The organism is Haloarchaeobius pelagicus, from assembly GCF_051207375.1.
Taxonomy (GTDB): domain Archaea; phylum Halobacteriota; class Halobacteria; order Halobacteriales; family Natrialbaceae; genus Haloarchaeobius.
Genome location: NZ_JBPJZD010000002.1, coordinates 95756 through 119821, shown reverse-complemented (window position 1 = coordinate 119821; position 24066 = coordinate 95756). Strand labels below are relative to the sequence as shown.

The following is a 24066-nucleotide window of genomic DNA, read 5'->3' as shown; positions in this document are numbered from 1 at the left end:
GGCGGGTGAGAATCAGCTGGTCACTATACATGTCGAGCTGTCGATACAGCTAGTATGAGCACCGCGCCGTTCACCGATGCCGATCCGATCACCGACCACGTTCACCACAGCTCCTGGTCCGCGAACCTGGAACTCCCCAGACACGCCGAGGACCGCGAACTCGTCATCGCCCAGGCTATCGAGGCGGTGGAGTTCACGGCATCCGATACCTTCGTCAACCTCGTGACCCACGCGAACCACGGGCACCCCTCGACGTACCTCTTCGGGGAACTGGACGCTGTCTTCGGCGACGATATCCTGGTCGGGTACGTCGACGAGTGCGGGTGCGGTGGACACGTCACCCGCGTGGTCGTGAAGTAGCCGGGGAGGGACTCGCGACAGCCGCCGAACCGTCATCGCTTTGGAACCCCCGTCCATCGTCGTGGACGATGCGTGGGTTCGCCGACGAACTGCCCGACCGTGATTCGCTCCCCTGGTACGTCGCCCCGGTGCCGAAGGCCATCGAGGACCTCGGCCTGCGACTGGTGTGGCTGGTCGTCGCCATCAACGTTGGGGGGACCGCGTTCGGGTTCTACTACTACGGTCTCGACCCCTTCGCGCCCGGCTTCGTCGCGGAGTTGAGCCAGTTCGCGCTGGAACCGCTTCTGGCCTGGCCGGTCGTCCCCGACAGCCCTGTCGCCACCCTGTTCATCGCGCTGGCGTTCGGGGCGTGGGCGCTCGGCCGCCAGAACGACTACCTGAGCGCGCTGGCGTTCTTCGGCTGCCTGAAACTCGGCGCGTGGACGCCGTTCGTGTTGCTCGCGTTCAAGGGTGACTTCTCGTACCTCCACTGGTCGATGTACAACTTCCTGTTCTGGAGTCACCTCGCGATGGTCCTCGAAGGGTTCGTCCTGCATCGGATCACGGACTTCCCGGTGCGGGCCGTCGCGGTCGCGCTGCTCTGGTACGGGTTCAACGACCTCGTTGACTACTTCGTCCCCATCGTCGGCACGCCGCACCACACCCTGATTCCAGCCGAGCAGATCTCCAGTTCGGGCGTCGTCCACACACCCGGCCCGCACCGGGTCGCCGCCGCCGGGGCCGTCGCCCTGACGCTGCTGGCGACGTTCCTCTCGCTGTCGACGCGGGTGAAGAAGCTGGAATCCAAGCTGGAGTAGTTCGTCCTCACTACTCGTTCTCGCCGTCTCCCGGCACCGACTCCTTGACCTGTCGCTCCGATTGAAGTCGTTCTGCATCGACCAGCTGCCGCGTCTCGCGGTACTCGGGCTCCCGACCTGCCAGATAGCGCTCCCGGTCGATGGCGAGGTCGGCCAGCGCGTTCACCAGACACGGGTCGGTCTCACAGCGCTGGACGACCACGGTGTCGCCTGCGATGGGGACCGATTCCTCGTGTATCGTGGTCTGATGGACCGCACACCGTGGCGGCTGGTCGTCGCGCTCGTCGGGCTGTTCTCCCAGCATCGCTGCCTGCTCCCGGAGGCGCTCGACATCGCTGTCCTCGATAGCGTCGACGCCGAGCACGGCCGCGAACTGCTCGCGCTCCGCGGCTGGCAGTGTGCGTACCTGTTCGTCGAACCAGCGTCGCATACCGAATCGTCGTGCGCTGGCCGCAAAAATCCCGCCGCCGGGGACGACAGCTGAAAACGATACCAGTCGAGTTGGCGACCTCAGGAGACGATGACGAGCGTGTCGTCGGTCTCCAGCATCTCGCCCTCGCCGGAGTAGGTGCGCTCCTCGCGGACCTCGAACTCGTCGGCGGTGAGCTCCTCGCCGGCAACCTTCATGACGTCGCCGTCGAGTTCGTAGTCGCCGGCCGCGATGGCCTGGTCGAACTCACCGACCTTGCCGCCGTACTTCGGGCCCAGGGTGGAGTACTCCAGGCTGATGTCGGCGATTTCGGTCGTGATTTCGGGCGCTTCCTCGAGCTGTTCGAGTTCGCCGACGTGCATGACGCCCGCGATGGCGTCCGCGAAGCCACCGATGTCGCCGTACACTTCGACGGTGGCCAGTTCGGCGTTGAGCGGGAGCTGGTGCTCGGACTTGTAGCGCCGGAGCGCGCCGATGACGGCCATCGCGTTCTCGCCGGCCGCGAGGTTCGCCTCGTAGCCCTTCGGTTCGGGCCAGTCCTGCAGGTGGACGCTCTCCTCGCCGTGCATGTCGTGCCACAGCTCCTCCGTGATGTGGGGCATCAGCGGCGCGAACAGCTTCAGGAACGTCGCGTGCGCGGTGCGGAGCGCGTACTTCGTGGACTGGCTGTCCTCCTCGTCGAGGCGCTGTTTCGCGATCTCGAGGTAGTCGTCACAGAACGTGTTCCAGAAGAACGTCCGGAGGGTGTCCCGGGCCTTCGCGAACTCGTACTCGACGAAGTGGTCGGTCAGCGTCTCGACGGTGTCGTCGAGTTCCGCCAGGATCCACTCGTCGAGGTCGTCCAGCTCGTCGGGCTCGGCGACGGCCTCGGGTGCGAGGTGCTCGATGAGCTTCGAGGCGTTCCAGAGCTTGCGCAGGAGCTTCTCGCCCGCGACGATGTCCTTCTCCTTGAACGGGAAGTCGTCGCCGACCGCGGTGCTCGCGGCCCAGTAGCGGATGGCGTCGATGGGGAAGTCCGCGACGACGCGGGCCGGGTCGACGACGTTCCCACGGGACTTGGACATCTTCTCGCGGTTCTCGTCGAGGACGTGCCCGTTGATCATGACGGAGTCGAACGGGACCTCGCCCGTGTGCTCGTAGCACTTGACGACCGTGTGGAACAGCCAGAAGCTGATGATGTCGTGGCCCTGCGGGCGCAGGTCGGCCGGGTAGAGTTCGGGATTCGCGAAGGTGAACTCTTCTTTCGAACTATCCCAGTCCCAGCCGGCGTTGACCAGCGGGGTCAGGCTGGAGGTCGCCCAGGTGTCCAGCACGTCCTCTTCGGGCTCGAACTCGTCGTGGCCACACTCCGGACACGCATCGACCGGCGGGTCGTCCGAGAGCGGGTCGACGGGGAGTGACTCGCGCTCGGCGAGGACCTCGTGGCCGCAGTCGTCACAGTACCAGACCGGGAACGGAATCCCGGAGTCGCGCTGGCGCGAGATGAGCCAGTCCCACTCCAGGCCCTCGATCCAGTGCTTGTACCGGGTGAACATCTTCTCCGGGTACCAGTCCATCTCCTCGCCCGCTTCCAGATACTCGTCCTTGTGGTCGAGGATCTCGATGTACCACTGCTTGGAGACGCGGAACTCGACGTCGGTCTCACAGCGCTCGTGGACCTGGACGGTGTGGGTGAGGTCCTCGCGACCCTCGAGGTGGCCGAGGTCGTCGAGGTCCTCGACGATGGCCTCCCGGGCCTCGTGCGTGCTCATGCCCTCGTAGTCGCCCGCGAGGTCGGTCATCGTCGCGGACTCGTCGATGGCGACGCGCAGCGGCAGGTCGTGGGCCTGGTACCACTCGATGTCCTTCTGGTCACCGAAGGTACAGCACATGACGACGCCAGTCCCCTTTTCGAGGTCGACACGGTCGTCCTCGATGATGGGGACCTCGTGACCGAAGATGGGGACCTCCGCGGTCTCGCCGACGAGGTCCTGGTTGTCCTCGTCGTCGGGGTGGACGAAGACGCTGACACACGCCGGGAGCAGTTCCGGACGGGTCGTCCCGATGACGAAGCTCTCGCGGCCGTCGTCGGTCGGCTCGGTGAGGTCGAACCGGATGTCGTTGAAGTGGGTGTGGCGCTCGGCGTCCTCCTGTTCGACCTGCGAGATGGCGGTCTCACACTCGGGACACCAGATAGCGGGAGCCTTCTTGCGGTACTCGCGACCCTGGTCGTACAGGTCGCAGAACGAGAGCTGGGAGATGCGCTGGACCCGCGGCTCGATGGTCTTGTAGGTGCGGTTCCAGTCGATGCTCATCCCGAGGTTCTGCATCTTCTCGGTGAACTCGGCCTCGTACTGCTCGCAGACCTCGCGGCACTTCTCCTGGAACTCACGGCGCTCGTAGTCCTGGTGCTTGATGCCCAGGTCGGACTCGGTGAGTCGCTCCGAGGCGATGCCGTTGTCGTCGTAGCCGAACGGGAACATCACGTGGCCGTCGTGCATCCGCTTGAACCGGGCCGCGAAATCCTGCAGCGTGTGGCCGTACAGGTGGCCCATGTGCAGGCTGCCGGAAACCGTCGGCGGCGGCGTGTCGATGGCGAACACCGTGTTCGGGTCGACTTCCTCGTCTTCGGGCTGGTACGCGTAGGTCTCCTCGTCAACCCAGCGGTTCTGCCACTCCTCCTCTGTCGCTCGGGGTTCGTAGTCTCCTTCTGGCATAGATGGGAATCTCTTGTTGGGTCAGTCGTCCATTCGCCGTTTAATACAATCGATGCAGTCGCGCCTGTGCGATGCGCGCTCGGGTGCGGCTGCTACGCGAAACGGTGGTCGCGTGATAGGGTTTATTGTAACTGTAGATAGTCGCTCGACAGACGGTCTGTCGAGCAGTCTATCGCGACTTACAATAATCCCTATGAGAATCGCCGGGCACCGCTGGCTGGCCTTACGGACGTACTACGGCGGCAGCAGGGTGCTCCATACTCGAAGAAGGTCGACGGTGGAATAAAAAGTCAGCGGTGGCGTGTTGCTCCGTCACAGGGTGGCTCTGTGCGCCTACTCCCCACCGGAATGCGCCCGCACCCACAGCTCACCGATTCTGGACAGTCTGGTCCGGTAGGACTTCCCGACCTCCTCCTGCTCGATGTACCCCTTCCCGCCCGGCCCTAACCTATCGACGTTGTAGATGACCTTCGACCGGAAGGAGTCGGTGTACTCCTCGTTGAGTTCCTTCGCGAGCGCCTCCGCGAGTTCCGAGACCGAGTCGAACTCGCCTTCCTCGCCGAGCTTGAACAGGATGACCTCCTCGAACGGTTTGACGTTCGAGAACGACGCGACGGGCAACTCGACGATGTGGCTCCCGCCGATCTCCTTCGCGCCGATGGTGGTCCCGCGCTCGTCGAACTCCTCGAGCAGGCTGGTCGCGGTGTCGAGGTGGGCCTCGACGCGCTCGTCGTCCACTCCGTCGTCGAGCAGGTCCTGGAGCAGGTCGCGTTGCTCGCGCAGTTCCTCCGCGAGTTCCGTCTCCAGGTACTTCTCGGGGGCGGTGTAGTAGGTGTGGATGTGCTGGCGGTCCTCCTGGCGTTCGACCATCAGCGAGTGGGCGGCGGTCGCGAACGCGAACGAGACGGTCCGGGGCATCGCCGCGATGTTCACCCACACCTCGTTCCCGCGGTCGAGTTCGTCGTTGATGAGGTCGTACGCCTGCTCGAAGGCGGCGTCGTAGTCGTAGACGTCCGCGAGGACGAGGCGCTCCGTTTCGGCGCCGAGGAGGTTCTGGAAGTCCTTCTCGAGCTTCTTCGAGAGGTTCTGGGAGTACTCGACGTTGGCCTCGCTCCCCACCGCCCCTTCGAGGAGGATGACCCGGTCCACGTCGAACTGGTCGCGGACCAGGGGCGCGATGAGCCGGTCGTAGTCGAACCCGACCGGGACGATGTGTGTCTGCATAGGTTCGTGTTGCATGGAGGGGCGCTTGAATCTGATTACTCGGGGTGTGGTCGTGGATTCGTCTGGTCGTGGATTGATGTGGTGCGGGTTTGGCTGCCAATCGAAGCTGGTGGTGACTGGGGTGGTGCTGTGTCTATTGGTGGGGATGGCTGGGCTGGTGCTGGCGATGACTGGCCTACAGCTACGTCTGGTGCTGGTGATGACGAGCATCGGACTCGCGCCGATGGCAATGGGACCGCGACCGCACCTGCACCGCACCACAGCCTCCCCAGCCGATTACGGTCCTCGTTCCGTTTCACTCCACTGCGGTCCTCATCCCTCGCGCGTTGCCGACTCGCGGCTTCGCTTCGCTCGCCACGCGAGTCCGCACGCGCCACCCGGCTGTTCCTCTACTATCGAAAACACTCGGACGCCCCGTCTCCGAAACCGAAGAAAATCCGTCTTCGATACTGGCAATCGACAGCCAGATTCCTCTTGATTTAAGTACGTACACGAGTAGTCCCCGTGGTAAGTGAGTCACTGACGTATGGCAGACGACACCGTCTCGGTCTCGCAGGTGCTGGACCGAATCCCGGTCGGGGCGTTCCATCGACGCCTGCTGGCGATCTGTGGGAGTGCGTGGGCCTTCGACGGGATGGAGGTCATCATCATCAGCTTCACCCTGCCCGTCCTCGTCGGCGCGTGGGAACTCTCCGGGTTGACGGCTGGATTGCTCGGGTCTGCGAGCCTGATGGGGATGATAGTGGGGAACTGGGGTTGGGGCTGGTACGCCGATAGATACGGGCGAATCGACGCCTTCCAGTGGACCGTGTTGACCTACTCGGTGTTCGCCGGGTTGACCGCCCTGGCGGTGGGATTCTACAGCGGGTTCGCCCTGCGGTTCCTGACGGGCATCGGCCTCGGCGGGGCGCTGGCGGTCGACACCTCCTACCTCTCCGAGCACCTGCCGACCAATCGGCGGGGCCGATATCTGGTGTACCTCGACGCGTTCTGGCCTATCGGGAACCTGCTCGCCGTCCTGCTGGCGTGGCTGTTCCTCTCGGTGCTGACCACGGGTGGGATGGTGTCGGTTCCCGTCTTCGGCGAGGTCGCAGGCTGGCGGCTCCTGTTCGTGAGTTCGGCGTTCCCGGCCCTGCTCGTGTTCGTCATCCGGTCCCAGCTTCGCGAGACCCCGTACTTCCTGGCGCGCCAGGGTGACATCGACGGGGCGAACGAGCGCATCAAGGCCATCGCCGAGGAGAACGGTGCGGAGTACACGCCTATCCAGGCCGACCGCGTCGAGGTCGCCCCGAAAGCCAAGTTCTCGCGGCTGTTCGAGGCCGACCTGCGCCAGCAGACCGTGATGATCGCGGCGGCGTGGTTCGCCATCAACTTCGGGTACTACGGGGTGTTCATCTGGCTGCCACAGACCGTCGGTGCGGCCGGGGTGGTCGAAAGCATCAGTTTGGGCGGACTGACAGTCGAAGGCATCTACGTCTACTTCGTCCTCATCGCGCTCGTCCAGATTCCGGGCTACCTCAGCGCGGCCTACCTGGTCGAGGTCATCGGCCGGAAGGCCACCCTCGGCTCGTACCTCCTGCTCTCGGGCGTGTTCACCTTCGTCTTCGCGGCCTCGATGCCCGGCGTGGACTTCCTCGGCCTGGGGCTCTCTGGCTTCTGGCCGTTCTTCGGCGGCCTGCTCGCGGCGAGCTTCTTCACGCTGGGCGCGTGGGGTGCCATCTACGCCTACACGCCTGAACTGTTCCCCACGGAAGCGAGAGCCACCGGGAACGGCTTCGCCGGCGGCGTCGGCAAGATAGCCGCCGTCATCGGGCCCATCCTCGCCGGCCTCCTCGTGGAGACGGGCTACCTCGTCGCGCTCGTCCCCCTCGCGGTGGCGTTCGGGCTCGGTGGGGCCGTCGTGCTCCTGTTCGGTCGGGAGACGATGGGCGAACCGCTGTTCTGACTTGCGGCTTTTTGTCCGGGCCGCGCGAACTATTGTCCATGCCCTCCGAGAAGGAGAAGATGCTGGCGGGCGAGCCATACGACCCGCAGGACCCGATACTGGTCGAGGAGCGACATCGCGCCCGCCGGTTGTGCAACCGCCTGAACGAGGCCGACGTGGACGAGATTGGCGAACGATGGGCGATACTCGAAGAGCTGTTCGGCTCGCTCGGGGACGGCGCGCTCGTCGAGCCGACCTTCCGCTGTGATTACGGCTACAACATCCATCTGGGTGACCGGTTCTTCGCCAACTACGACTGCACCTTCCTCGACGTCTGTCCCATCCGGTTCGGCGACGAGTGCATGCTCGGCCCGGGCGTCCACGTCTACACCGCGACCCATCCACTCGACGCCGCCGAGCGAACCAGCGGCCGCGAATCCGGCGCGCCCGTCACGGTCGGCGACCGGGTCTGGATCGGCGGCCAGGCCGTCATCAATCCCGGGGTCGAGATCGGTGACGACGCCGTCGTCGCTTCTGGAGCAGTGGTCGTGGATGACGTGCCCGAGAACGTTGTCGTGGGTGGGAATCCGGCGCAGGTGGTCAAGGAACTGGAGTGATTTCCTGCGGCCTGACTTTTCACTGTGGCGCGCGCTGCCGGCAGTCCCGAGCGACGCGAGTGGCTGCCGGTAGAGACGCGCGAGGGATGAGAAGCGCAGGCGAAGCCGAGCATCACAGTCGGCTGGGGAGGGTGCGGCGCGGTGCTGGGCGGTCGCGGTTCACTGCCATCGGCGCGAGTGGTCTTGCTATTCGAACCAGCAACAGTGCAAACGACACCGAGAGAGACAGCAAAAATCGAGAACGCTCACTCCACCAGCCGCATCGCCTCGAACACCTGCTTGCGGTCGCGCTCAGGACTCGGATGCACCCGGGCATCCGTCGCCAGCCGCGCCCCCGACGCCTGCCGCAGAATCGCCTCGTCGACCTCCTCCAGCGGGTACATCCCGCCAGCCATCGCGTATGCGCCCTCGGTCGGCCAGAGGCCCGCCCACAGCTCCGACTCCAGCACGAACTGCCCGTCGACCACGTCCTGCTCGATGACGTCGTCGTGCAGGGGGAACTTCACTTCGTAGCCGAAGGCCCGGGCCGGGCCGCCGCCGGGGCGGTCGAACTCGCGGGCGTCTATCTTCCGGACCTCGGTCAGCCCGTCGGCCTCGACGCTCTTCTTGAACTCCTTCCTGGCGTGGCGGGTCGCGATGCCGAAGACAGAGGCGGGGTCGACGCCGAACTTCGAGAGCGGCGGCTTGAACTGCAGGTCGGTCGTGAAGAAGGCGCGGCCGCCGATGGTGACCCGCGGGTCCGCGATGTCGGCGTAGGCGGCGATGCTGTCACTGTGCTCGTAGATCGCGTTGTGGGCGGTGATGGAGAAGAACGGGAGGGTGAGTGCGTTCTCGGTCTCGGTCTGGGACAGCTCCCAGCCGTAGTCCGCGAGCAACTCCTCGGAGAGGCGGGGGGCGCTCATCGACTGGGGGTAGCAACCGGACCGACTTCGGCGTGCCGGTCACGGCGGTTGGTGAGAGGTGAGTTTCACCGAGGCTGAACCCGCCGAAACGACCGTTTCACTTACGCGATTCTACCAACACGCCCGATACTGTCCGAAACGCCCCGACAGAACGAATCGCACGATAGCGCCGGGGTGGGGTAGCTCAAAACGATGTTTCAGCTTGCGAAACCCGTTTACTTACCGGGCATGAAGAAGGGTATACGATGTCGCGGCTCCTCCCGTTCCGCTCGGACGACGCACCGACCCCCGGCGAGCAGGCACCACGGGTGGTCGAACTGGAGGGCGACGACGCCGACAAGGTGTTCGGCGCTCTCTCGTCCGACACCGCCCGCCAGATCTACACTTGCCTCCACGAGGAGCCGCGCACTCCCAGTGATATCGCCGACGAGATTGACTCCTCCATCCAGAACGTCCGCTACCACCTGGAGAAACTGGAAGACGCCGGCCTCATCGACGTGGTCGACGTGTGGTACTCCTCGCGGGGCAACGAGATGAACGTCTACGCGCCCCAGTCCGGCCCGCTCGTCATCTCCGGCGACGAACAGCGCGCCTCGCGACTCAAGGGCGCGCTCGCCCGCTTCATCGGTGGCATCGGCGTCATCGCGGCCGGCAGCCTGTTCGTCCAGTACGGCCTGCCCCGGCTGCTCGGCGGCGTGCCCAGCCCGACCAGCGGTGGCGAGTCGGCGGGCGGCGGCGATGTAGATGCAGGCTGGACTGGCCAGTCAGCCGGAAACGATAGCGCGACTGCCACTGCAGCCAGCGGTGATGGGGGCGGCGCTGTCTCCGTCCAGGACGCGACGCAGACGAGCACCGAAGCGGCGCAGGCGACGAGCACCGCGACACCCCAGGCGACGGGCACCGCAGAGCCGATGGCGACGGGGACGCAAACCCAGGTCGCGACCGAGGCAGCCACCGCCCAGCCGACCGCCGAGAGCATGCAGACCGCGGCCGACGGGGGCGTCGAGACCACCCAGACCGCGACGGAAGCCGCCGCTGCCGGTGCTGACGCGGCGCTCTCGTCCATCCCGCCGGGTGCGCTCTTCTTCGCCGGTGGCCTGCTCGTCCTCACTCTGGTCGTCGCCGTCTGGTACGTCCGCGACGGGAAGCTGTAAGGTAAACCAAGCGACATCTCTTTGGAATCACAGCGTTCGTGGCCCCGTTTCTCGTTTCCTACGGCGATAACAACAAGTATCCGCGACGAACCCCTAGAGAGTGGTGCAGCCCATGAGTACAATCATGGCGTTATCAGCATTCGCCCCCACGACGGGGCAGATTCATCAATGGACGATACATCCAAATACCTCATTCACGCGAACATCACGGCTGACGGGGTGGTCGAACGCAGCGACGTCGTCGGTGCGATATTCGGCCAGACGGAGGGCCTCCTCGGTGACGAACTCGATCTCCGAGACCTCCAGCAGTCCTCGAAGGTCGGGCGAATCGACGTCGAGATCCAGTCCGAGGCCGGGCGCTCGTTCGGCGAGGTCACGATCGCCACCAGCATCGATAAGGTCGCGACCGCCACCCTGGCGGCCGCGCTCGAAACCATCACACGGGTCGGCCCCTGTGCCGCCCGTCTCGAAGTAACGGACATCGAGGACGTCCGCGCGGCCAAGCGCCGCGAGGTGGTCGAACGCGCCAAGGAACTCCTGGCGACCTCGTTCGACGACTCCATCATGTCCTCCGAGGAGATCCTTCGCGAGGTGCGCCAGCACGTCCGTGTCGAGGACATCACCGAGTACGACGGGCTCCCGGCCGGCCCTCGCGTCGAGGACAGCGACGCCATCGTCGTCGTCGAGGGGCGCGCCGACGTGCTCCAGCTCCTGAAATACGGCATCAAGAACGCCATCGCCGTCGAAGGGACGAACGTCCCCGAGGCGGTCGCGGACCTGACCCAGGAGAAGACGGTCACGGCCTTCCTCGACGGCGACCGCGGCGGCGACCTCATCCTCAAGGAGCTCTCGCAGGTCGCCGAGGTCGACTACGTCGCCTTCGCGCCCGAGGGCAAGTCCGTCGAGGACATGCTCCACCACGAGGTGTTCGAGGCGCTGCGCGAGAAGGTCCCCTTCGAGGTCGTCGCGGAGAAGAACGACCCGCACGTCGCCATCGCGGCGACCGACGGGAGCACGGTCCCCGCGCCGGAACAGGAGGGGAGCAACACAGCGACCCCCGAATCCCCCGACGAGCCCGCGAGTGCGGGCGACGGTGCGGCCACCGCCGAGGCAGCCACAGCCGAGGCGGCGACCGTCACGACCGGCGGCGAGTCGGCGAACGAAGCCGCGACCGCGACGACGGCTGCCGAGGCAGAGAACACGACACCGGCCGGTTCGGCCGAGACGGAGGCCGCCCAGTCGGCCACCGTCGAGTCCGCGGAAACAGATGCCGAGCCCGCCGACGAACCCGCGGGCGTCGAGACCCTCCGCGGCCACGTCGCCGCGGTCCTCGGCGACGCCATCGGCGAGGTCCGGCTGCTGGACGACGAGTGGGACGTGCTCGCGGCCGACGACGCCGAGAAGGCGTTCGAGCTCGTCCGCGACGCCGAGGAGGCCCCACACGCGCTCGTCCTCGACGGCGAACTCTCCCAGCGGGTTCTCGACGTGGCCGCCCAGCGCGGTGTCGGCCAGGTCGTCGCCCGGGAGTTCGGCGAGTTCGTCAAGCGGCCGACCTCGGTGCGAATCCTGACGGGCGACCAGCTGCTGGGCGAGTAGTAGCTGGGCCAAACTAGCCGGTCCATCTCATCTTTCTCCCATCTCGGACGTCTGTTCTTGGCGTTCACCGATTGCCTCGCGAGCGACGGTGGAGAGAGCTATCTCCTCAGACGACCAAGAGAGAGGTATGGGCCGACACTGGACGTTCTGGCTCGGACTGTTCCTGGCGCTCGGCGCAGCAGCGATGACGTGGGACGGCGGGGTCTTCGGTGACCGGACGGTCCCGGCTGCGACCACGCTCCTCATCGTCGGGCTGATTCTCATCGCGACGAGCAACCGCCGGATGGGGAGCGGTTCGGGATAGGCCTGCCGGAGGAAGTGGCCCGCTTGCAGACGGTAGGTCGACGTTCCGAGGCCATCGGCCCTACAACGGCCGCCGCATCCTGAGCGCGTCGCCCCCGTCCTCGAAGTAGCCCGGCAGGCGCTCCTCCACCACGAATCCGAGTTCCTCGTACAGGTCTCGCGCACCCTCGTTCTCCGGCTGGACCGTCAGCGTCACGGCCTGACAGCCCGCGCGCCGGAGGTGGACGAACAGCGACTGGAAGAGGCGTTTCCCGCGCCCCTCCCGTCGGTTCGCGGGTGCCACGGCCAGTTCGGTCGCGTAGGCTGGCTCCCCGGTGAAGGCGTGGATGTATCCCACCACGAGCCCGTCCGCTTCCGACACCAGCGTCACGCCCGGCGGCAGGTCGGTGAACAGGTCGCTCGCGGGCTCGGGGAGACACGTCTGGAGGGCTCGAATCGAAGGGAGGTCTCTCGGTTCCGCGGCGCGAATCACGTCGGTCACAGCAGGAAGACGAACGCGGCGACCGCGACGATGGCACCCGAGAGCGTCGCGAGGAAGTTCACACCCTGGTTCCCGACGACCGGGCCTTCGATGGTCGCACCGAGGAGGCTGTCGACGGTCATCCCCGCGACGCCGGCGAGCAGGACGATGCCGCCGCCGGTCGGGGTGACGGTCATGCTCGGGTCGACGCCCGGGAACACCGCGATCGCGATGATGCCCATGGCGAGCGCGCCGGCGATACCGGCGAGTTCGCCCTGCCAGGTGACCGCGCCGTCCGTGCCCGGTTCGACCCGCTTCCAGGTCGTGACGAGGCGCGGATTGTCGAAGATGGCCCCGACCTCACTGGAGAGTGTGTCGCTGAGTGCGGTCGAGAGCGAGCCGGCGAACGCGAACAGGAAGTAGGTCGCATCGACCGGGAGGAGGCCGACGGTGGCGGCGGCGAACCCGAGGACGGACGCGAGGGCGACCGCGGCGTTCCCGAGGACGTTCCCGGTGCCGCGAGCGCCGTCGTTCTCCTCGGCGACACCGCGGTCTTTCTTGATGTCGTATCTGAACTTGGTGGCGAGTGCACCGACGCCGAAGAAGGTGATGAGCAGCGAGAACCAGCCGAGACCGCCCAACACGATGGTGAGGACCGAGAGGAGGATGCCAGTGAGCATCCCCTCGACCGAGGCGGTCTGGAGCGCATAGGAGACGTATCCGAGGGCGAGTGTCACGAGGATGGCGGCGGCGACGTCCTGGTAGTGAACCTGCGGGGCGAGTTCGGAGAGCAGCCAGAGGAGCAGGCCGACCGAGAAGAGGACGAGCGAGTCGTCTCGTTCGAACAGGAGCGCTCGCAGCAACGCGCCGAGGAACGCCCCGCTCGCGGCGAGGAAGGCGAGTTTCGGCAGTACGTCGGTCGGGACGGTGTCGGTCGTCAGCCAGATGGTGAGGGCTTGCCCGGCGACGCTGGCGACGAACCCACCAGCCATGAAGCCGGTGCTGGCGGCGAACGGGCCGCGCCGATACCGTTTGACAAGCTCGGAGCAGAGGTTGCCGTAGACGAGTAGCAGGACCGTCCCGACGAACACGTACAGCGGGAGCTCCGGGACGTCGCCGGTCGTCAGGATGGAGGCAGTGGTGAGGAGACCGAGACCGGTGAGAGAGAGGACGAACCCGAGGAGGCCGTACAGACGGTTCTCCTCGCGGTCGCCGGGTCTGGCGAATAGCTCGAACAGCGGCCCGTCGGTGACGAACGCTGCCCCGACGAGTGCGGCGAGAGCAAGCGGCGCGGCGGCGGCCACCCCGTATGCGGGGAGTACCAGCACGAGCGTCCCGACGGCCGCGAAGGCACCTGCTCTCCGGACTGCTGTAGTCACGCGACTCCCCCTTTTCCCGGCGGTTACTTACCAATTCCGAAGCCATTGGTCGCCCGCGAGACGACAGGTTCAGGAGCCAGTGGCCGCAAACCGGGCGTGTGGGACTGTACGACAGCTATCTCGCGATGCGTGTCCGCATGGACGACACCCCGTTGCCAGAGCACGTCGCCCTCGTCATCACGGAGCGCGACCTGCTCGAACAGGGTGCCTACGAGACGCTGTCTCGCTGCTTCAGGTGGGCGTTCGAGTTCGGTGCCGAGCGCATCACCGTCTACGTGAGCGTCCTGGACGCGGCCGCGGCCCCGACGCTGGCCCGCCAGTTCGACCAGATAGACGCACCGGCCGAGGTGGCGGTCCGTGGTCCGGAGGACGGCGAACGCGCCGACGCGCCCATCCAGGTGGGCATCGGCCTCGGCGGCAAACACGAGTTCACGAACGCGGTCAGGAACGTCGCCAGCGAGGTGGCCGAGGGCGACCTCGACCCCGCCGACATCGACGAGTCGGACATCGAGGAGCGGCTGGTGTTCCCCGCGGAGCCGGACCTCGTCATCAAGACCGGTGCCGAGCGACTCTCCGATTTCATGATCTGGCAGTCGGTCTACTCCGAACTCTACTTCACCGACGTGAACTGGCGGGACTTCCGACGACGGGACTTCCTGCGGGCGCTCCTGGAGTACCAGGACCGGAACCGCCGGTTCGGCCGGTAGAACAGGACGATTCGACGACCCGGGAGAACGGGACTATTCGACGACCCGGGAGAACGGGACTATTCGACGACCCGGTAGCCTTCGGCTTCGAGCGCGCTGGTGACACGCTGGTCGAGCGTCGACTCGCGTTCGGCGGGGAGGTTGCTGATCGCGAGGTCCTGCCGCCAGAGGGTCAGGTCGGTGTCGTTCTCTCGCGTGACGAAGTGGTAGCGCCGGCCGTACTTCTCGCCGTTGTTCCCGTACGCGAGGACCATCACGTAGGGGTCACCGACGTAGGTGTGTTCGCTGTGCTCGGCCTCGTCGAGGCCCCAGTGGCCGAACTGGTGGACGGTCACGCGCTCGAAGTCCGTGAGGTTCGTCGCGTAGGTCTGGGTCACGAGCTTGCCCTCGAACTCCTTGCGGTCCCACTCGCGGATGTCGACCTCGCCGTCCTGGGTGCGTTCTGCGACGACCCGGTCCGGGGTGATTTCGGTGACGGTCCACTGCTTGATGAGGGGCGATTCCACGTCCCGGTCGGCGTCCTTGACGATGTCGCCCTCGGCGACGCGGTAGTAGGAGGGGCGACTCGGTCGCCACTCGATGAATATCTCGTCGGGTGTCTGCCAGACGTGTGCGGGCTGACCCAGGATGGTCCGGGTCTCCAGCTGGTCGTCCTGGCCGGGTACGCTCTCTGCCATACGTTACCAAACGGTGCCGGCGAGATTAACGCTCTCGTAAGGCTGGTGACCCGAACGGGTCGTTAGGTGCTTGTGCCCCAACAGAACGGTCCTGACCGGAAGGGGGTGCGTTGCTCAGTCAGCCGGCTGTGGCTCCTCGGTGACCCGGTTCGCCTCGTCGCGCTCCTCGCCCGAGAGCGAGTCGCGGAACCGGTCGACGACGGTCCGGGCCTCCTCCAGTTCGGCGGTCCCGAACGCCCGGAGCAGGGCCAGCGCGCGCCGGGCACGGGTCTGTCGCCACGACTGCTCGCGGTTCTCGTAGGTCCGGATGGCCCGGAGGAAGTCCACCTTCGAGAACTCCGGCCAGTACGGTGCACAGAAGAACACCGCGGCCTCGTTCCCGTTGGCGTGCCACGGCAGGAAGTTCGAGGTGCGCTCGTCGCCGCCGGTCCGGATGATGAGGTCCACGTCCCGCACCGACTGGCCGTACAGCCGGTCCTCGATGGTTCCAACGTCGATGTCGGCGGGGTCGAGGTCGCCGGCATCGACGGACTCGACGACGGTCCGTGCGGCCGACAGGAGTTCGTTGCGGCCGCCGTAGGCCAGCGCGATGTTCAGCACGAACCGGTCGTAGTCGCGGGTTCGTTCGTCGGCGTACCGGACCGCGGACTGGACGCGCTCGGGCAGCATCGACACGTCACCGATGGCCCGGATGCGGACCTCGTTCTCGTGGACCTTCTCGTTGTCCGCGAACTCGCGGAGCTTTCGCGCGAGCAGGTCGAACAGCGGGTCGAGTTCCTCCTGTGGACGCTCGAAGTTCTCGGTCGAGAAGGCGTAGAGGGTCAGCTCCTCGATGTCGAGGTCCTGACACCACTGGAGCACCTGTTCGGTCGTCTGGGCACCCTCGCGGTGCCCGTCGGGTGCGTCACCACCCTGTTCCCGGGCGTACCGGCGGTTCCCGTCCTGGATGACCGCCACGTGGGTCGGGGTGCCGGATATCTCGCGACGCAGCAGTCGCTCGTAGCCGGCACGCCACTGTCGCTTGAGCCACGAGCGCATTTGCTGATGGTAACAGCGAACGCGCTAATGTGTCTTGTGTTACGGGTTCGTCGTGTCCCCGGAACCGGCCGCCGAGGGAGGCGGCGGAACCGGACCGTGAGTGCTAACTGTGGGGCGAGCAGAGTCCCGCGCATGGCCGACACCATCGACGACGACCTGAAGCGCCGCACGAAGGCTCTGCTCGAACCGGGCGACATCCAGCTCAACGGGGCGATCGTCCACACCGAGTACGCCGGGCAGGAGGACGTCCAGATGATGCAGGCGACCCTGGACGTGGGTGACATCATCGCCGAACACGCCGGGCACGACCCGAAGGACGTGTACGTCAACTCCGGCAACGACGACCCGGACTTCTCCTCGAACCAGCACCAGGGACTCACCCTCGACGGCGAGGAGTTCGTCTGGGAGTGCCAACAGCTCCTGCGCAACGGGAGCTTCGACGTCGTCATCTACTACGAGGCGACGGCGGACCACGAGGCCATCCTCGCCGATATCGAGGAGCTGGGGTACGACGTGACGGGCGTCCTCGGCTCTTGAGCCGGGGGCTCGATGGACGTGTCCATCGGCGTTCTCGGCGACTGACTGCTGTTCTCAGGTTTCTCGACTGCTGCGACCGATGCCGAGTTCCTTATGTCTACCCGACACCGAGCACGGGGCATGGGAAGGGCGGTCGACTACGAGATGGACAGCATAGACCGCGCCATCGTCAACGCGTTCCAGGGTGGGTTCCCGGTGGTGGCGCGACCTTTCGACCCCGCAGCGGCCGCACTCCGCGACCGCGGCATCGAACTGACCGAGGGCGAACTCGTCGAGCGGGTGCGCCGGCTCGACGAGGAGGGCGTGCTCACCCGGTTCGGGCCGCTCATCAACGCACAGCAGATCGGGGGGACGGCCACGCTCGTGGCCATGCACGCCCCCGAGGACCGCTTCGACGAGATCGCCGAGCTGGTCAACGCCCACCGTGAGGTGGCACACAACTACGAGCGCGAGCATCCACACCTCAACATGTGGTTCGTCGTCAGCGTGGCCGACGCGGACCGCGTCGAGGAGGTGCTCGCCGAGATAGAGGCGGAGACGGGCCAACCGACGTACAACCTGCCGAAACAGCAGGAGTTCCGCGTCGAGGCGAAGTTCTACGTCGACGCCGTCATCGAGGGCGGGTCGGTCGACCTCACCGGCCTGGGCCCGAACGAGGAGCCGTCGGGGCGGAACACGCTGACGCCACAGGAGCGCGACCTCATCCTGGAGATACAGGACGGGTTCGCGGTGACGGCGACGCCGTACAGCGACGTTGCCGAGGCCATCGACGCCGACCTCGACTGGGTGCTCTCGACCATCCGGCGGTTCGAGCGCGAGGGGAAGATACGCCGCATCGGCGTCATCCCGAACCACTACGCGCTCGGCTACACGGAGAACGGGATGACCGTCTGGAACGTCCCGGACGACGTGGTCGACGAGGTCGGGCCCGAGATAGCGGGCCTGGAGTTCGTCACGCACTGCTACGAGCGCCCGCGCCACGACGGCGTCTGGCCGTACAACTTCTTCGCGATGACCCACGGCCGTAGTGAGGAGGAGAGCCAGCAGCGCATCCAGCAGGTGCGCGAGAAGATGGGCGAGTTCTGGGACGTGGGCGAGGACGACTGGGACTCGCTGTTCTCGACGCGCATCCTGAAGAAGACCGGCATCCGGATGGCCGAGCGCGCCGAGGCGAACACGGAGTCCGAGTGACCGCCGCCGGCGTCGACAGCCAGCCACCCGAACGTGTCGGGGACCGTTCCAGCGCGGTGAGAGTCGACGCTACCCTTTTATGCATCTCGTCCAATCCACAGCACGAGACAGTGTCGTTCGACCACCAACGGAGGGGCCTATGATACCGCTACTCCACGATTTCGAGGGTGAGACCGTCCTCGTCGTCGGTGGCGGCCGCGTCGGGGCCCGCAAGGCCCGCCGGTTCGCCCGCGAGGCGCGCGTCGTCGTCGTCAGTCCCGACTTCGCCGAGGCCGACTTCGGCGGTGCCGAGCTGGTCCACGCCATCCTCGACCCCGAGGACGTGCCCGACTGGCTGGACCGACTGGACCCGATGCTCGTGGTCGCGGCGACCGACGACGGGGAGTTGAACGCCGCCATCGAGCAGGAAGCGAGGGCACGAGACGTGCTCGTCAACCGGACCGATATCCACGGGAGCAGGGAGCGCGGGAGCGTCGTCGTTCCGGCGACGGTGCGTGACGACCCGGTCGTCGTCTCCATCTCGACGGGTGGCGCATCGCCCGCCCTCTCGAAGTACCTCCGTGAGCGACTCGAGGACGAACTGGCCGGCGCAGGTGCCATGGCCGAGTTGACTGGCTACCTGCGCGACGAACTGCAGTCACGGGGCGTGGATCCGGCCGAACGCCGGGCCGTCGTGCGGGACGTCGTCAGACAGGATGACGTTTGGACAGTTTTACGTACTGGTAACACCAAGCCCCGTCAGATAGCGCGTGAGGTCCTTCGGGACCGCGCACTCACCGAGAAATGAACGCAGGAACAGGCGTCATCACCGGCGTACGTGTCTCGCACTCCACGGCTAGCGTCGACGACATCGCGGCCGCAAGCGGCGAGTCACAGCGAGCCGTGGTCGCCACGCTCCGCGCCCGTGACGGTGTCAGAGAGGCGTACTGCCTCCAGACGTGCAACCGTGCCGAGGCGTACGTCGTCACCGACGACCCCGTCACCGGGCGGGCCGTCATCACCGACTACGCGAACAACGTGCCGGACGACGTGGTCGAGTACCTGGGCCACGAGGAGAGCCTGCGCCACCTGCTGCGGGTCGCCGCAGGACTGGACTCCCTCGTCCTCGGCGAGGACCAGATCCTCGGCCAGGTCCGGACCGCCTACGAGGATTCCCGCGCCGAGGACGGCATCGGCCAGATGCTCGACGACGCGGTGCTGAAGGCCATCCACGTGGGCGAGCGCGTCCGAACCGAGACCGACATCAACGAGGGCGTCGTCTCGCTGGGCTCGGCCGCCGCCGAACTCGTCGCCACGAAGCGGGACCTCGACGGCGCGACCGCGCTGGTCGTCGGCGCGGGCGAGATGGCCACGCTGGCCGCCCGCGCCCTCGCGGACCGCGGCGTCACCGACCTCGTGGTCGCGAACCGCACGTTGCCCCACGCCGAGCACCTCGCCGAGCAGGTCGACATCGACACCGAGGCGGTCACGCTGGCCGCGCTCACGACCGTCGTCGACCGCGCGGACGTGGTCGTCACGGCCACCGGGAGCGACGACCCGGTTCTCACCGCGGCCGACCTCGACGACGGGAACGACCACGTCGTGGTCGACCTCGCGCAACCCCGGGACGTGGCGACCGAGGCCCGTGACCTCGACCACGTGACCGTGTACGACCTCGACACGCTGGAGGACGTGACCGAGGAGACGCGCGAACAGCGCCGCGAGGCTGCCGAGGCCGTCGAGGCGCTCATCGACGAGGAGTTCGACCTGCTGCTCGACCAGTACAAGCGCAAGCGCGCCGACGAGGTCATCGCCGCGATGTACGAGTCCGCCGACCGCATGAAACAGCGCGAGGTCGAGACGGCGCTGTCGAAGCTCGACCTCGACGAGGCGGAGCGCGAGGTGCTCGAATCGATGGCGGACTCGCTCGTCGGGCAGTTGCTCTCCGCCCCGACCAAGAGCCTGCGCGAGGCTGCCGCCGAGGACGACTGGACGACCATCAACACCGCGCTCCAGCTGTTCGACCCCGATTTCGGGGCCGACGCCCCGCCGATCGCGAAGTTCGCTAAGATGGGTGAGATGCCCGACGAGATCCCCGAGGGCGTCGCGGACGAACTCCCGTCGGACGCCCCGGTCGGCGCGCTCAGCGACGACGACTGAGTTCTCGAGCCGCGTATCCACCGATTCCCAGCCCCGCCAGCGCCGCCAGCGGGCCGAAGCCGGGCGTCGCGCCCGAATCGCCGGTCCCTTCGCCAGCACCATCATCGCCATCCGCAGCCGACTCCGTGCTGTCCGGTGCGGTGCTCTCGCCGCCGCCGTCACTTCCTGCGGCCGTCACCCGCGACACGACTCCCGAGTCACCCGACAGCCGCGTGCTCCGGGTCGTGCCGACGTACAGTTCGCCGTCGTGGTCTTCGCCGAAGGAGAGCAGGAGGGCGTCGAGGACCGTCCCCTGGCCCGCGACCTGCACGCTTGCCATCGGCCACTGGCCGTCGTCGGTCGGGTCCGCCACGTACAGTCTGCCGCCCGAACCGCCGCGCCAGTCGCCGAAGAGGTACCGGTCAGCGAGTTCGGGAACCGCATCACCCTGGTACAGGTAGCCGCCGACGACCGCGATGCCGAGGGTTTCGCCGTCGCGCTCGTGGGGATACTCGACGACCGGGTCCACGAGTGGGTCGCCGTCGGGCGTCTCGGTCGGGCAGTCGCTCGCGGAGTAGCAGTGTGCGCCCTCGCGGACGTTCCAGCCGTAGTTGCCGCCCGCACGGACCAGACTGACCTCCTCGTAGCGGTTCTGCCCCACGTCGGCGACCAGCAGGTCCTCGCCCGCGAAGGACATCCGCCACGGGTTCCGGAACCCCCAGGCGTAGTGTTCGTCGAGGCCCTCGCGGCCGACGAGCGGGTTGTCGTCGGGGATGGCGTAGGGCTTGCTGCCGTCGCGCCCGTCCACGTCGATGCGGAGGACGCTCCCGAGCAGGTTCTCGGTCACGTCCTGGCCGTTGCCGCCCGAGACCGCGTCGTACCAGTCCGCGACGTGGCCCGTCCCGCGGTCGCCCGCGCCGCCGCCGTCGCCGGTTGCGACGTAGAGGTATCCATCAGGCCCAAAATCGATGGCACCGGCGTTGTGGTTCGGCTGCGGCTGCGGAATCTCGAGGACGGTTCGCTCGCTACCAGTGGGGGCCGAATCGCCGTCGGCGGTGAACTCCGCGAGCACGAACGTGTGGGAGTAGTTCGAGGGGGTGCCGGACCGCCGCGGGGCGCTGTAGCGGGCGAAGACGCGGCCATTTTCCTCGTACTCGGGATGGAAGGCGAGGCCGAGCAGCCCGCGCTCCTCGTAGCCACCGAGCGAGACCATTCGGTCGCGCACGTCGAGGAAGCGGCTGCGCTCGCCGTCTTCGACCACGTCGACGGTGCCGGTCTGGTCGACGACGTAGGGGCGGTCGTCCCCGGGAGCGAACTCGACACCGAGGGGGGCGGTGAAGCCCTCGGCGACCGGTTCGAGCGCGATGGTCGGGCCGGCCGCGAGGCCGGTGTCGTCAGCGGTGCCGAGGCGTCCTGTCACGCAGCCCGGGCCGAGTGCGACACCGCCCGCCGCCGCAGCACTGGCGAGGAACTGGCGACGGGTGCGACGCCGGCCCCCGGCGAGTGGTCTCCCTGTCATGTGGTCGGGTAGGGTCGCCAGCAGGAAAGGTGGCCGGTCACTCAGACGAGGGTCTCCGTGACGTACGCGGCGACGGCCCGGAGCGTCGCCTCGCTCAACTGCCAGGTGTGTTCCCAGCGCCGCGGGCGCAGTTCGAGCCCGTCGTGCTGGGAGAACGCCTCGTGGGTGTAACAGCCGGAGCCGTGCCAGCGGGTCTCCCCGCCGAACACCGTGTCGTCGGCGTACGCGGTCGCCATGGGCGTGACGAGGACGGTCCCGAGTTCGCGCATCACGACCGCGCCGAGGTCGTGTTCACACCGGGAGTCGACCTGCGTCTCGGCGGCGTCACCGGTCAGCACGGTGTGGAGCCACTCGTGGACCGCGATGTTCTCCGAGACGGCGCGGCCGTCCCAGGTGCCGGTCGCGCCGACGTTGGCGAACGCGACGGCACCCCCGTCGCCCACGACGCCGTTCGCGCCGCCGTAGCCGAGCGCCTGGTTGTACGGCTCGTTCGGGAGGAACAGGTGGCAGGCGGTCGGGTCGTAGGCGTCCGCGTCGCGCAGCCAGGACTCCACGTCGGCGAACAACTGCTGGTACGTCCCCATCCCGACCCGTGACTCGGGAATCGGCGCGCCACGGGTGACCGACACGTCGACGGCCACGTCGTGCCCGTGTTCGAGCCGGTACGCGACCTGGTCGACACCGTTCGCGACGGCCTGGGCGACCTGTCTCGTCCGTGTCGACCAGCCGAACCGGCTGTCGGGATGGACCTGCACCGCGAGGCGGGCGGTCGGGCGGGACGTGTCGTGTGTGGCGGACGAGAGCCCGGAGGAGCCGAGCGCGCCGAGGCCGAGGGTTGCGAGGACCGCTCTCCTGGAGGTCGGGGGCACGGCCGGCGATTCGACGGCGGCCCGTATCACGTTTCCCCCGGACAGTGCAATGTCTGTGCCCCAACGATTATTTGAACCGGCATCGATGTCTCCGCCATGGCCGACGTGCTGTCAACCGACGAAATCCAGGAGCAACTTCCCGAGGGGTGGTCGCTCGACGGTGACGAGATCGTCCGGACCTTCGAGTTCGACGACTACATGAAAGGCGTCAACTTCGCGCAACTGACGGGTGAGATCGCCGAAGCCCAGTTCCACCACCCGACGATGATAATCCGGTACAAGAAGGTCGAGGTCCGCTTCACCAGCCACGAGGAGGGTGGTATCACCGAGAAGGACATCGAGATGGCGCAGTTCCTGAACAGGGAAGTCTGAGACGGAGCCGACAATGCACGCCGAGTACGTCGTCGCTGTCCGGTTCCGCCTCGACCCGGCCAGCGCCGACGTCTCGGTGACCCCGAACGAGTTCGAGACCACACTGCTGCGCGAGGCTGACGAGCCCGGGACCGACGGCTGGCTCTTCTTCCGGGACAACCTCTGGCGCGGCGAGTTGAACGACCCCGCCCACGTCCGCGAACTGGCCGAGGACGAACTGGGTGTGACCGTGCTCTTCGTCGAGTTCCGCGGGCTTCGGACCGACGACGAGTACTTCTCGGCGCTCAAGGAAGCTATCGGCGACAATCTGGACCTGTTCCGGGCGGATTCGGTCCACGAGGTGCTGAACAAGTACCTGGGGAGCTCGATACAGGTCCAGGACTGAGACGGCTGCCTGGCAACGAATCCTGTCGCAGTCGCTCGATTCGCCGGAAATTGCTGCTGCTGCAGTGTCACGAAAGCCGGAAAGCATTTAGCCGAATATTGCCTACGTTCTGTTCCTTATGCGACCTGCGGACTACGACTTCTGGCTGTTCGACCTCGACGGCACGCTCATCGACGTCGACTGGTCCTACACTCGCGAGGTGTTCGACGACGTCGGCGCGATCCTCGGCCGGGAGTTCACAGACCGCGAGGCACACATCATCTGGAACGGCCTCACGGGCAAGCGCGACGACCAGCTTCGGGAATGGGGCATCGACCCCGCCGAGTTCTGGCCCGCGTTCCACTCCATCGAGAACCCCGACGTGCGGGCCGAACGGACGTTCCTGCACCCGGACGCGGAGTTCGTCGGGGAGCTCGACGCCCCGGTCGGCCTCGTGACCCACTGCCAGCAGTTCCTCACCGACCCCGTCATCGACCACCTGGACATCCGCGACTGGTTCGACACCATCGTCTGCTGTACCGACGACACGGGCTGGAAACCGGACCCGCAGCCGGTGTACCGCGCGCTCTCGGACATGGACATCGACCATCGGCGGGTCGCCTCCGACGGCGGGTTCGGGTCCGTGGCCGACGGCGTGCTGGCCGGCGACGGCAGCTGTGACGTGGGCGCGGCCTGGAACGCCGGGCTCGACGCCATCCACGTCGAGCGCCACGGCCACGAGAAGCGCGGCCACTGCGTGATGGGCGACTACCGGGTGACGAACTTCGAAGAACTGTGGCGGCAGGTCGATTCCGGGACGGCGAGCGACTGA

Annotated in this window: 25 protein-coding genes; 15 read left to right on the top strand and 10 right to left on the bottom strand. The window is 66.9% G+C overall.

Features of this window, described 5'->3' with window-relative positions; translation table 11 throughout:
- The first annotated feature begins 54 nt into the window (after window positions 1–54).
- Window positions 55–360, top strand: a complete 306-nt coding sequence (locus tag ACSC1S_RS13075) for a CGCGG family putative rSAM-modified RiPP protein (RefSeq protein ID WP_435364710.1) — start codon at window positions 55–57, stop codon at window positions 358–360.
- Window positions 361–428: 68 nt separating this feature from the next.
- Window positions 429–1157, top strand: coding sequence for a DUF1405 domain-containing protein (locus ACSC1S_RS13070; RefSeq protein WP_435364709.1), 729 nt, complete (start codon window positions 429–431; stop codon window positions 1155–1157).
- A 10-nt stretch (window positions 1158–1167) separates the two neighbouring features.
- Here ACSC1S_RS13070 and ACSC1S_RS13065 read toward each other — a convergent pair whose 3' ends face one another.
- The 3 genes from ACSC1S_RS13065 to ACSC1S_RS13055 form a co-directional block, all read right to left on the bottom strand.
- Window positions 1168–1587 carry a hypothetical protein gene (locus ACSC1S_RS13065; protein WP_435364708.1) on the bottom strand — a complete coding sequence of 140 codons (420 nt, stop codon included), beginning with the start codon at window positions 1585–1587 and terminating at the stop codon, window positions 1168–1170.
- A gap of 80 nt (window positions 1588–1667) precedes the next feature.
- Window positions 1668–4283: a valine--tRNA ligase gene (locus tag ACSC1S_RS13060; RefSeq protein WP_435364707.1), complete on the bottom strand. Its 2616-nt coding sequence runs from the start codon at window positions 4281–4283 to the stop codon at window positions 1668–1670.
- A gap of 333 nt (window positions 4284–4616) precedes the next feature.
- Window positions 4617–5507 carry an HFX_2341 family transcriptional regulator gene (locus tag ACSC1S_RS13055; protein WP_435364706.1) on the bottom strand — a complete coding sequence of 297 codons (891 nt, stop codon included), beginning with the start codon at window positions 5505–5507 and terminating at the stop codon, window positions 4617–4619.
- Window positions 5508–6033: 526 nt separating this feature from the next.
- Between ACSC1S_RS13055 and ACSC1S_RS13050 the strand changes: the two genes are divergently transcribed.
- Both ACSC1S_RS13050 and ACSC1S_RS13045 read left to right on the top strand, forming a co-directional pair.
- Window positions 6034–7452 carry an MFS transporter gene (locus ACSC1S_RS13050; protein WP_435364705.1) on the top strand — a complete coding sequence of 473 codons (1419 nt, stop codon included), beginning with the start codon at window positions 6034–6036 and terminating at the stop codon, window positions 7450–7452.
- Window positions 7453–7490: 38 nt separating this feature from the next.
- Complete coding sequence (locus tag ACSC1S_RS13045; protein ID WP_435364704.1) at window positions 7491–8048, top strand: maltose acetyltransferase domain-containing protein; 558 nt, start codon at window positions 7491–7493, stop codon at window positions 8046–8048.
- Between the two features lie 245 nt (window positions 8049–8293).
- On the opposite strand, the gene ACSC1S_RS13040 is transcribed toward ACSC1S_RS13045, so the two are convergent.
- Window positions 8294–8950: a DUF6517 family protein gene (locus ACSC1S_RS13040; RefSeq protein ID WP_435364703.1), complete on the bottom strand. Its 657-nt coding sequence runs from the start codon at window positions 8948–8950 to the stop codon at window positions 8294–8296.
- 245 nt (window positions 8951–9195) lie between these two features.
- Here ACSC1S_RS13040 and ACSC1S_RS13035 point away from each other — a divergent pair, with 245 nt between their 5' ends.
- From ACSC1S_RS13035 to ACSC1S_RS13025, 3 genes are all read left to right on the top strand, one after another.
- Window positions 9196–10104, top strand: coding sequence for an ArsR/SmtB family transcription factor (locus ACSC1S_RS13035; RefSeq protein WP_435364702.1), 909 nt, complete (start codon window positions 9196–9198; stop codon window positions 10102–10104).
- 168 nt (window positions 10105–10272) lie between these two features.
- Entirely contained in the window at window positions 10273–11700 is a 1428-nt protein-coding gene (gene dnaG / locus ACSC1S_RS13030) for a DNA primase DnaG (RefSeq protein WP_435364701.1), read from the top strand.
- A 127-nt stretch (window positions 11701–11827) separates the two neighbouring features.
- The gene (locus ACSC1S_RS13025) at window positions 11828–12004 is read left to right on the top strand and encodes a hypothetical protein (protein WP_435364700.1); all 177 of its coding nucleotides are present in this window, start codon (window positions 11828–11830) and stop codon (window positions 12002–12004) included.
- Between the two features lie 60 nt (window positions 12005–12064).
- Here the strand turns inward: ACSC1S_RS13025 and ACSC1S_RS13020 are convergent, their stop codons facing one another.
- Window positions 12065–12484, bottom strand: a complete 420-nt coding sequence (locus ACSC1S_RS13020; protein ID WP_435364699.1) for a GNAT family N-acetyltransferase — start codon at window positions 12482–12484, stop codon at window positions 12065–12067.
- Window positions 12481–13842 (bottom strand): DUF92 domain-containing protein, encoded by a 1362-nt coding sequence (locus ACSC1S_RS13015; RefSeq protein ID WP_435364698.1) that lies wholly within the window; start codon window positions 13840–13842, stop codon window positions 12481–12483. Before ACSC1S_RS13015 ends, ACSC1S_RS13020 begins: the two co-directional genes overlap by 4 nt.
- Window positions 13843–13940: 98 nt before the next feature.
- Between ACSC1S_RS13015 and ACSC1S_RS13010 the strand changes: the two genes are divergently transcribed.
- On the top strand, window positions 13941–14549 hold the full coding sequence (locus ACSC1S_RS13010) for an undecaprenyl diphosphate synthase family protein (protein WP_435319278.1): 609 nt from the start codon (window positions 13941–13943) through the stop codon (window positions 14547–14549).
- A gap of 59 nt (window positions 14550–14608) precedes the next feature.
- Here ACSC1S_RS13010 and ACSC1S_RS13005 read toward each other — a convergent pair whose 3' ends face one another.
- The gene (locus tag ACSC1S_RS13005; RefSeq protein ID WP_435364697.1) at window positions 14609–15226 is read right to left on the bottom strand and encodes a hypothetical protein; all 618 of its coding nucleotides are present in this window, start codon (window positions 15224–15226) and stop codon (window positions 14609–14611) included.
- Window positions 15227–15340: 114 nt separating this feature from the next.
- Window positions 15341–16264 carry a polyprenyl diphosphate synthase gene (uppS, locus tag ACSC1S_RS13000; RefSeq protein WP_435364696.1) on the bottom strand — a complete coding sequence of 308 codons (924 nt, stop codon included), beginning with the start codon at window positions 16262–16264 and terminating at the stop codon, window positions 15341–15343.
- 132 nt (window positions 16265–16396) lie between these two features.
- On the opposite strand from uppS, the gene ACSC1S_RS12995 reads away from it, so the two are divergent.
- The 4 genes from ACSC1S_RS12995 to hemA all read left to right on the top strand — a co-directional run bounded on the left by ACSC1S_RS12995 (window position 16397) and on the right by hemA (window position 20131).
- The gene (locus tag ACSC1S_RS12995; protein WP_261652254.1) at window positions 16397–16801 is read left to right on the top strand and encodes a DUF5778 family protein; all 405 of its coding nucleotides are present in this window, start codon (window positions 16397–16399) and stop codon (window positions 16799–16801) included.
- A gap of 120 nt (window positions 16802–16921) precedes the next feature.
- Entirely contained in the window at window positions 16922–17992 is a 1071-nt protein-coding gene (ahbB, locus tag ACSC1S_RS12990) for a siroheme decarboxylase subunit beta (protein ID WP_435364695.1), read from the top strand.
- A gap of 139 nt (window positions 17993–18131) precedes the next feature.
- Window positions 18132–18779 (top strand): precorrin-2 dehydrogenase/sirohydrochlorin ferrochelatase family protein, encoded by a 648-nt coding sequence (locus tag ACSC1S_RS12985; RefSeq protein ID WP_435364694.1) that lies wholly within the window; start codon window positions 18132–18134, stop codon window positions 18777–18779.
- Window positions 18776–20131: a glutamyl-tRNA reductase gene (gene hemA / locus ACSC1S_RS12980; protein WP_435364693.1), complete on the top strand. Its 1356-nt coding sequence runs from the start codon at window positions 18776–18778 to the stop codon at window positions 20129–20131. Before ACSC1S_RS12985 ends, hemA begins: the two co-directional genes overlap by 4 nt.
- On the opposite strand, the gene ACSC1S_RS12975 is transcribed toward hemA, so the two are convergent.
- Window positions 20115–21629, bottom strand: coding sequence for a PQQ-dependent sugar dehydrogenase (locus ACSC1S_RS12975; protein ID WP_435364692.1), 1515 nt, complete (start codon window positions 21627–21629; stop codon window positions 20115–20117). The two genes, hemA and ACSC1S_RS12975, sit on opposite strands and share 17 nt — an antisense overlap.
- A 41-nt stretch (window positions 21630–21670) precedes the next feature.
- Window positions 21671–22498: a hypothetical protein gene (locus ACSC1S_RS12970; protein ID WP_435364691.1), complete on the bottom strand. Its 828-nt coding sequence runs from the start codon at window positions 22496–22498 to the stop codon at window positions 21671–21673.
- A 96-nt stretch (window positions 22499–22594) separates the two neighbouring features.
- Between ACSC1S_RS12970 and ACSC1S_RS12965 the strand changes: the two genes are divergently transcribed.
- The 3 genes from ACSC1S_RS12965 to ACSC1S_RS12955 all read left to right on the top strand — a co-directional run bounded on the left by ACSC1S_RS12965 (window position 22595) and on the right by ACSC1S_RS12955 (window position 24066).
- Window positions 22595–22870, top strand: a complete 276-nt coding sequence (locus ACSC1S_RS12965) for a 4a-hydroxytetrahydrobiopterin dehydratase (protein ID WP_435319270.1) — start codon at window positions 22595–22597, stop codon at window positions 22868–22870.
- Window positions 22871–22883: 13 nt separating this feature from the next.
- Entirely contained in the window at window positions 22884–23255 is a 372-nt protein-coding gene (gene lwrS / locus ACSC1S_RS12960; protein ID WP_435364690.1) for an LWR-salt protein, read from the top strand.
- 118 nt (window positions 23256–23373) lie between these two features.
- Complete coding sequence (locus ACSC1S_RS12955; RefSeq protein ID WP_435364689.1) at window positions 23374–24066, top strand: HAD family hydrolase; 693 nt, start codon at window positions 23374–23376, stop codon at window positions 24064–24066.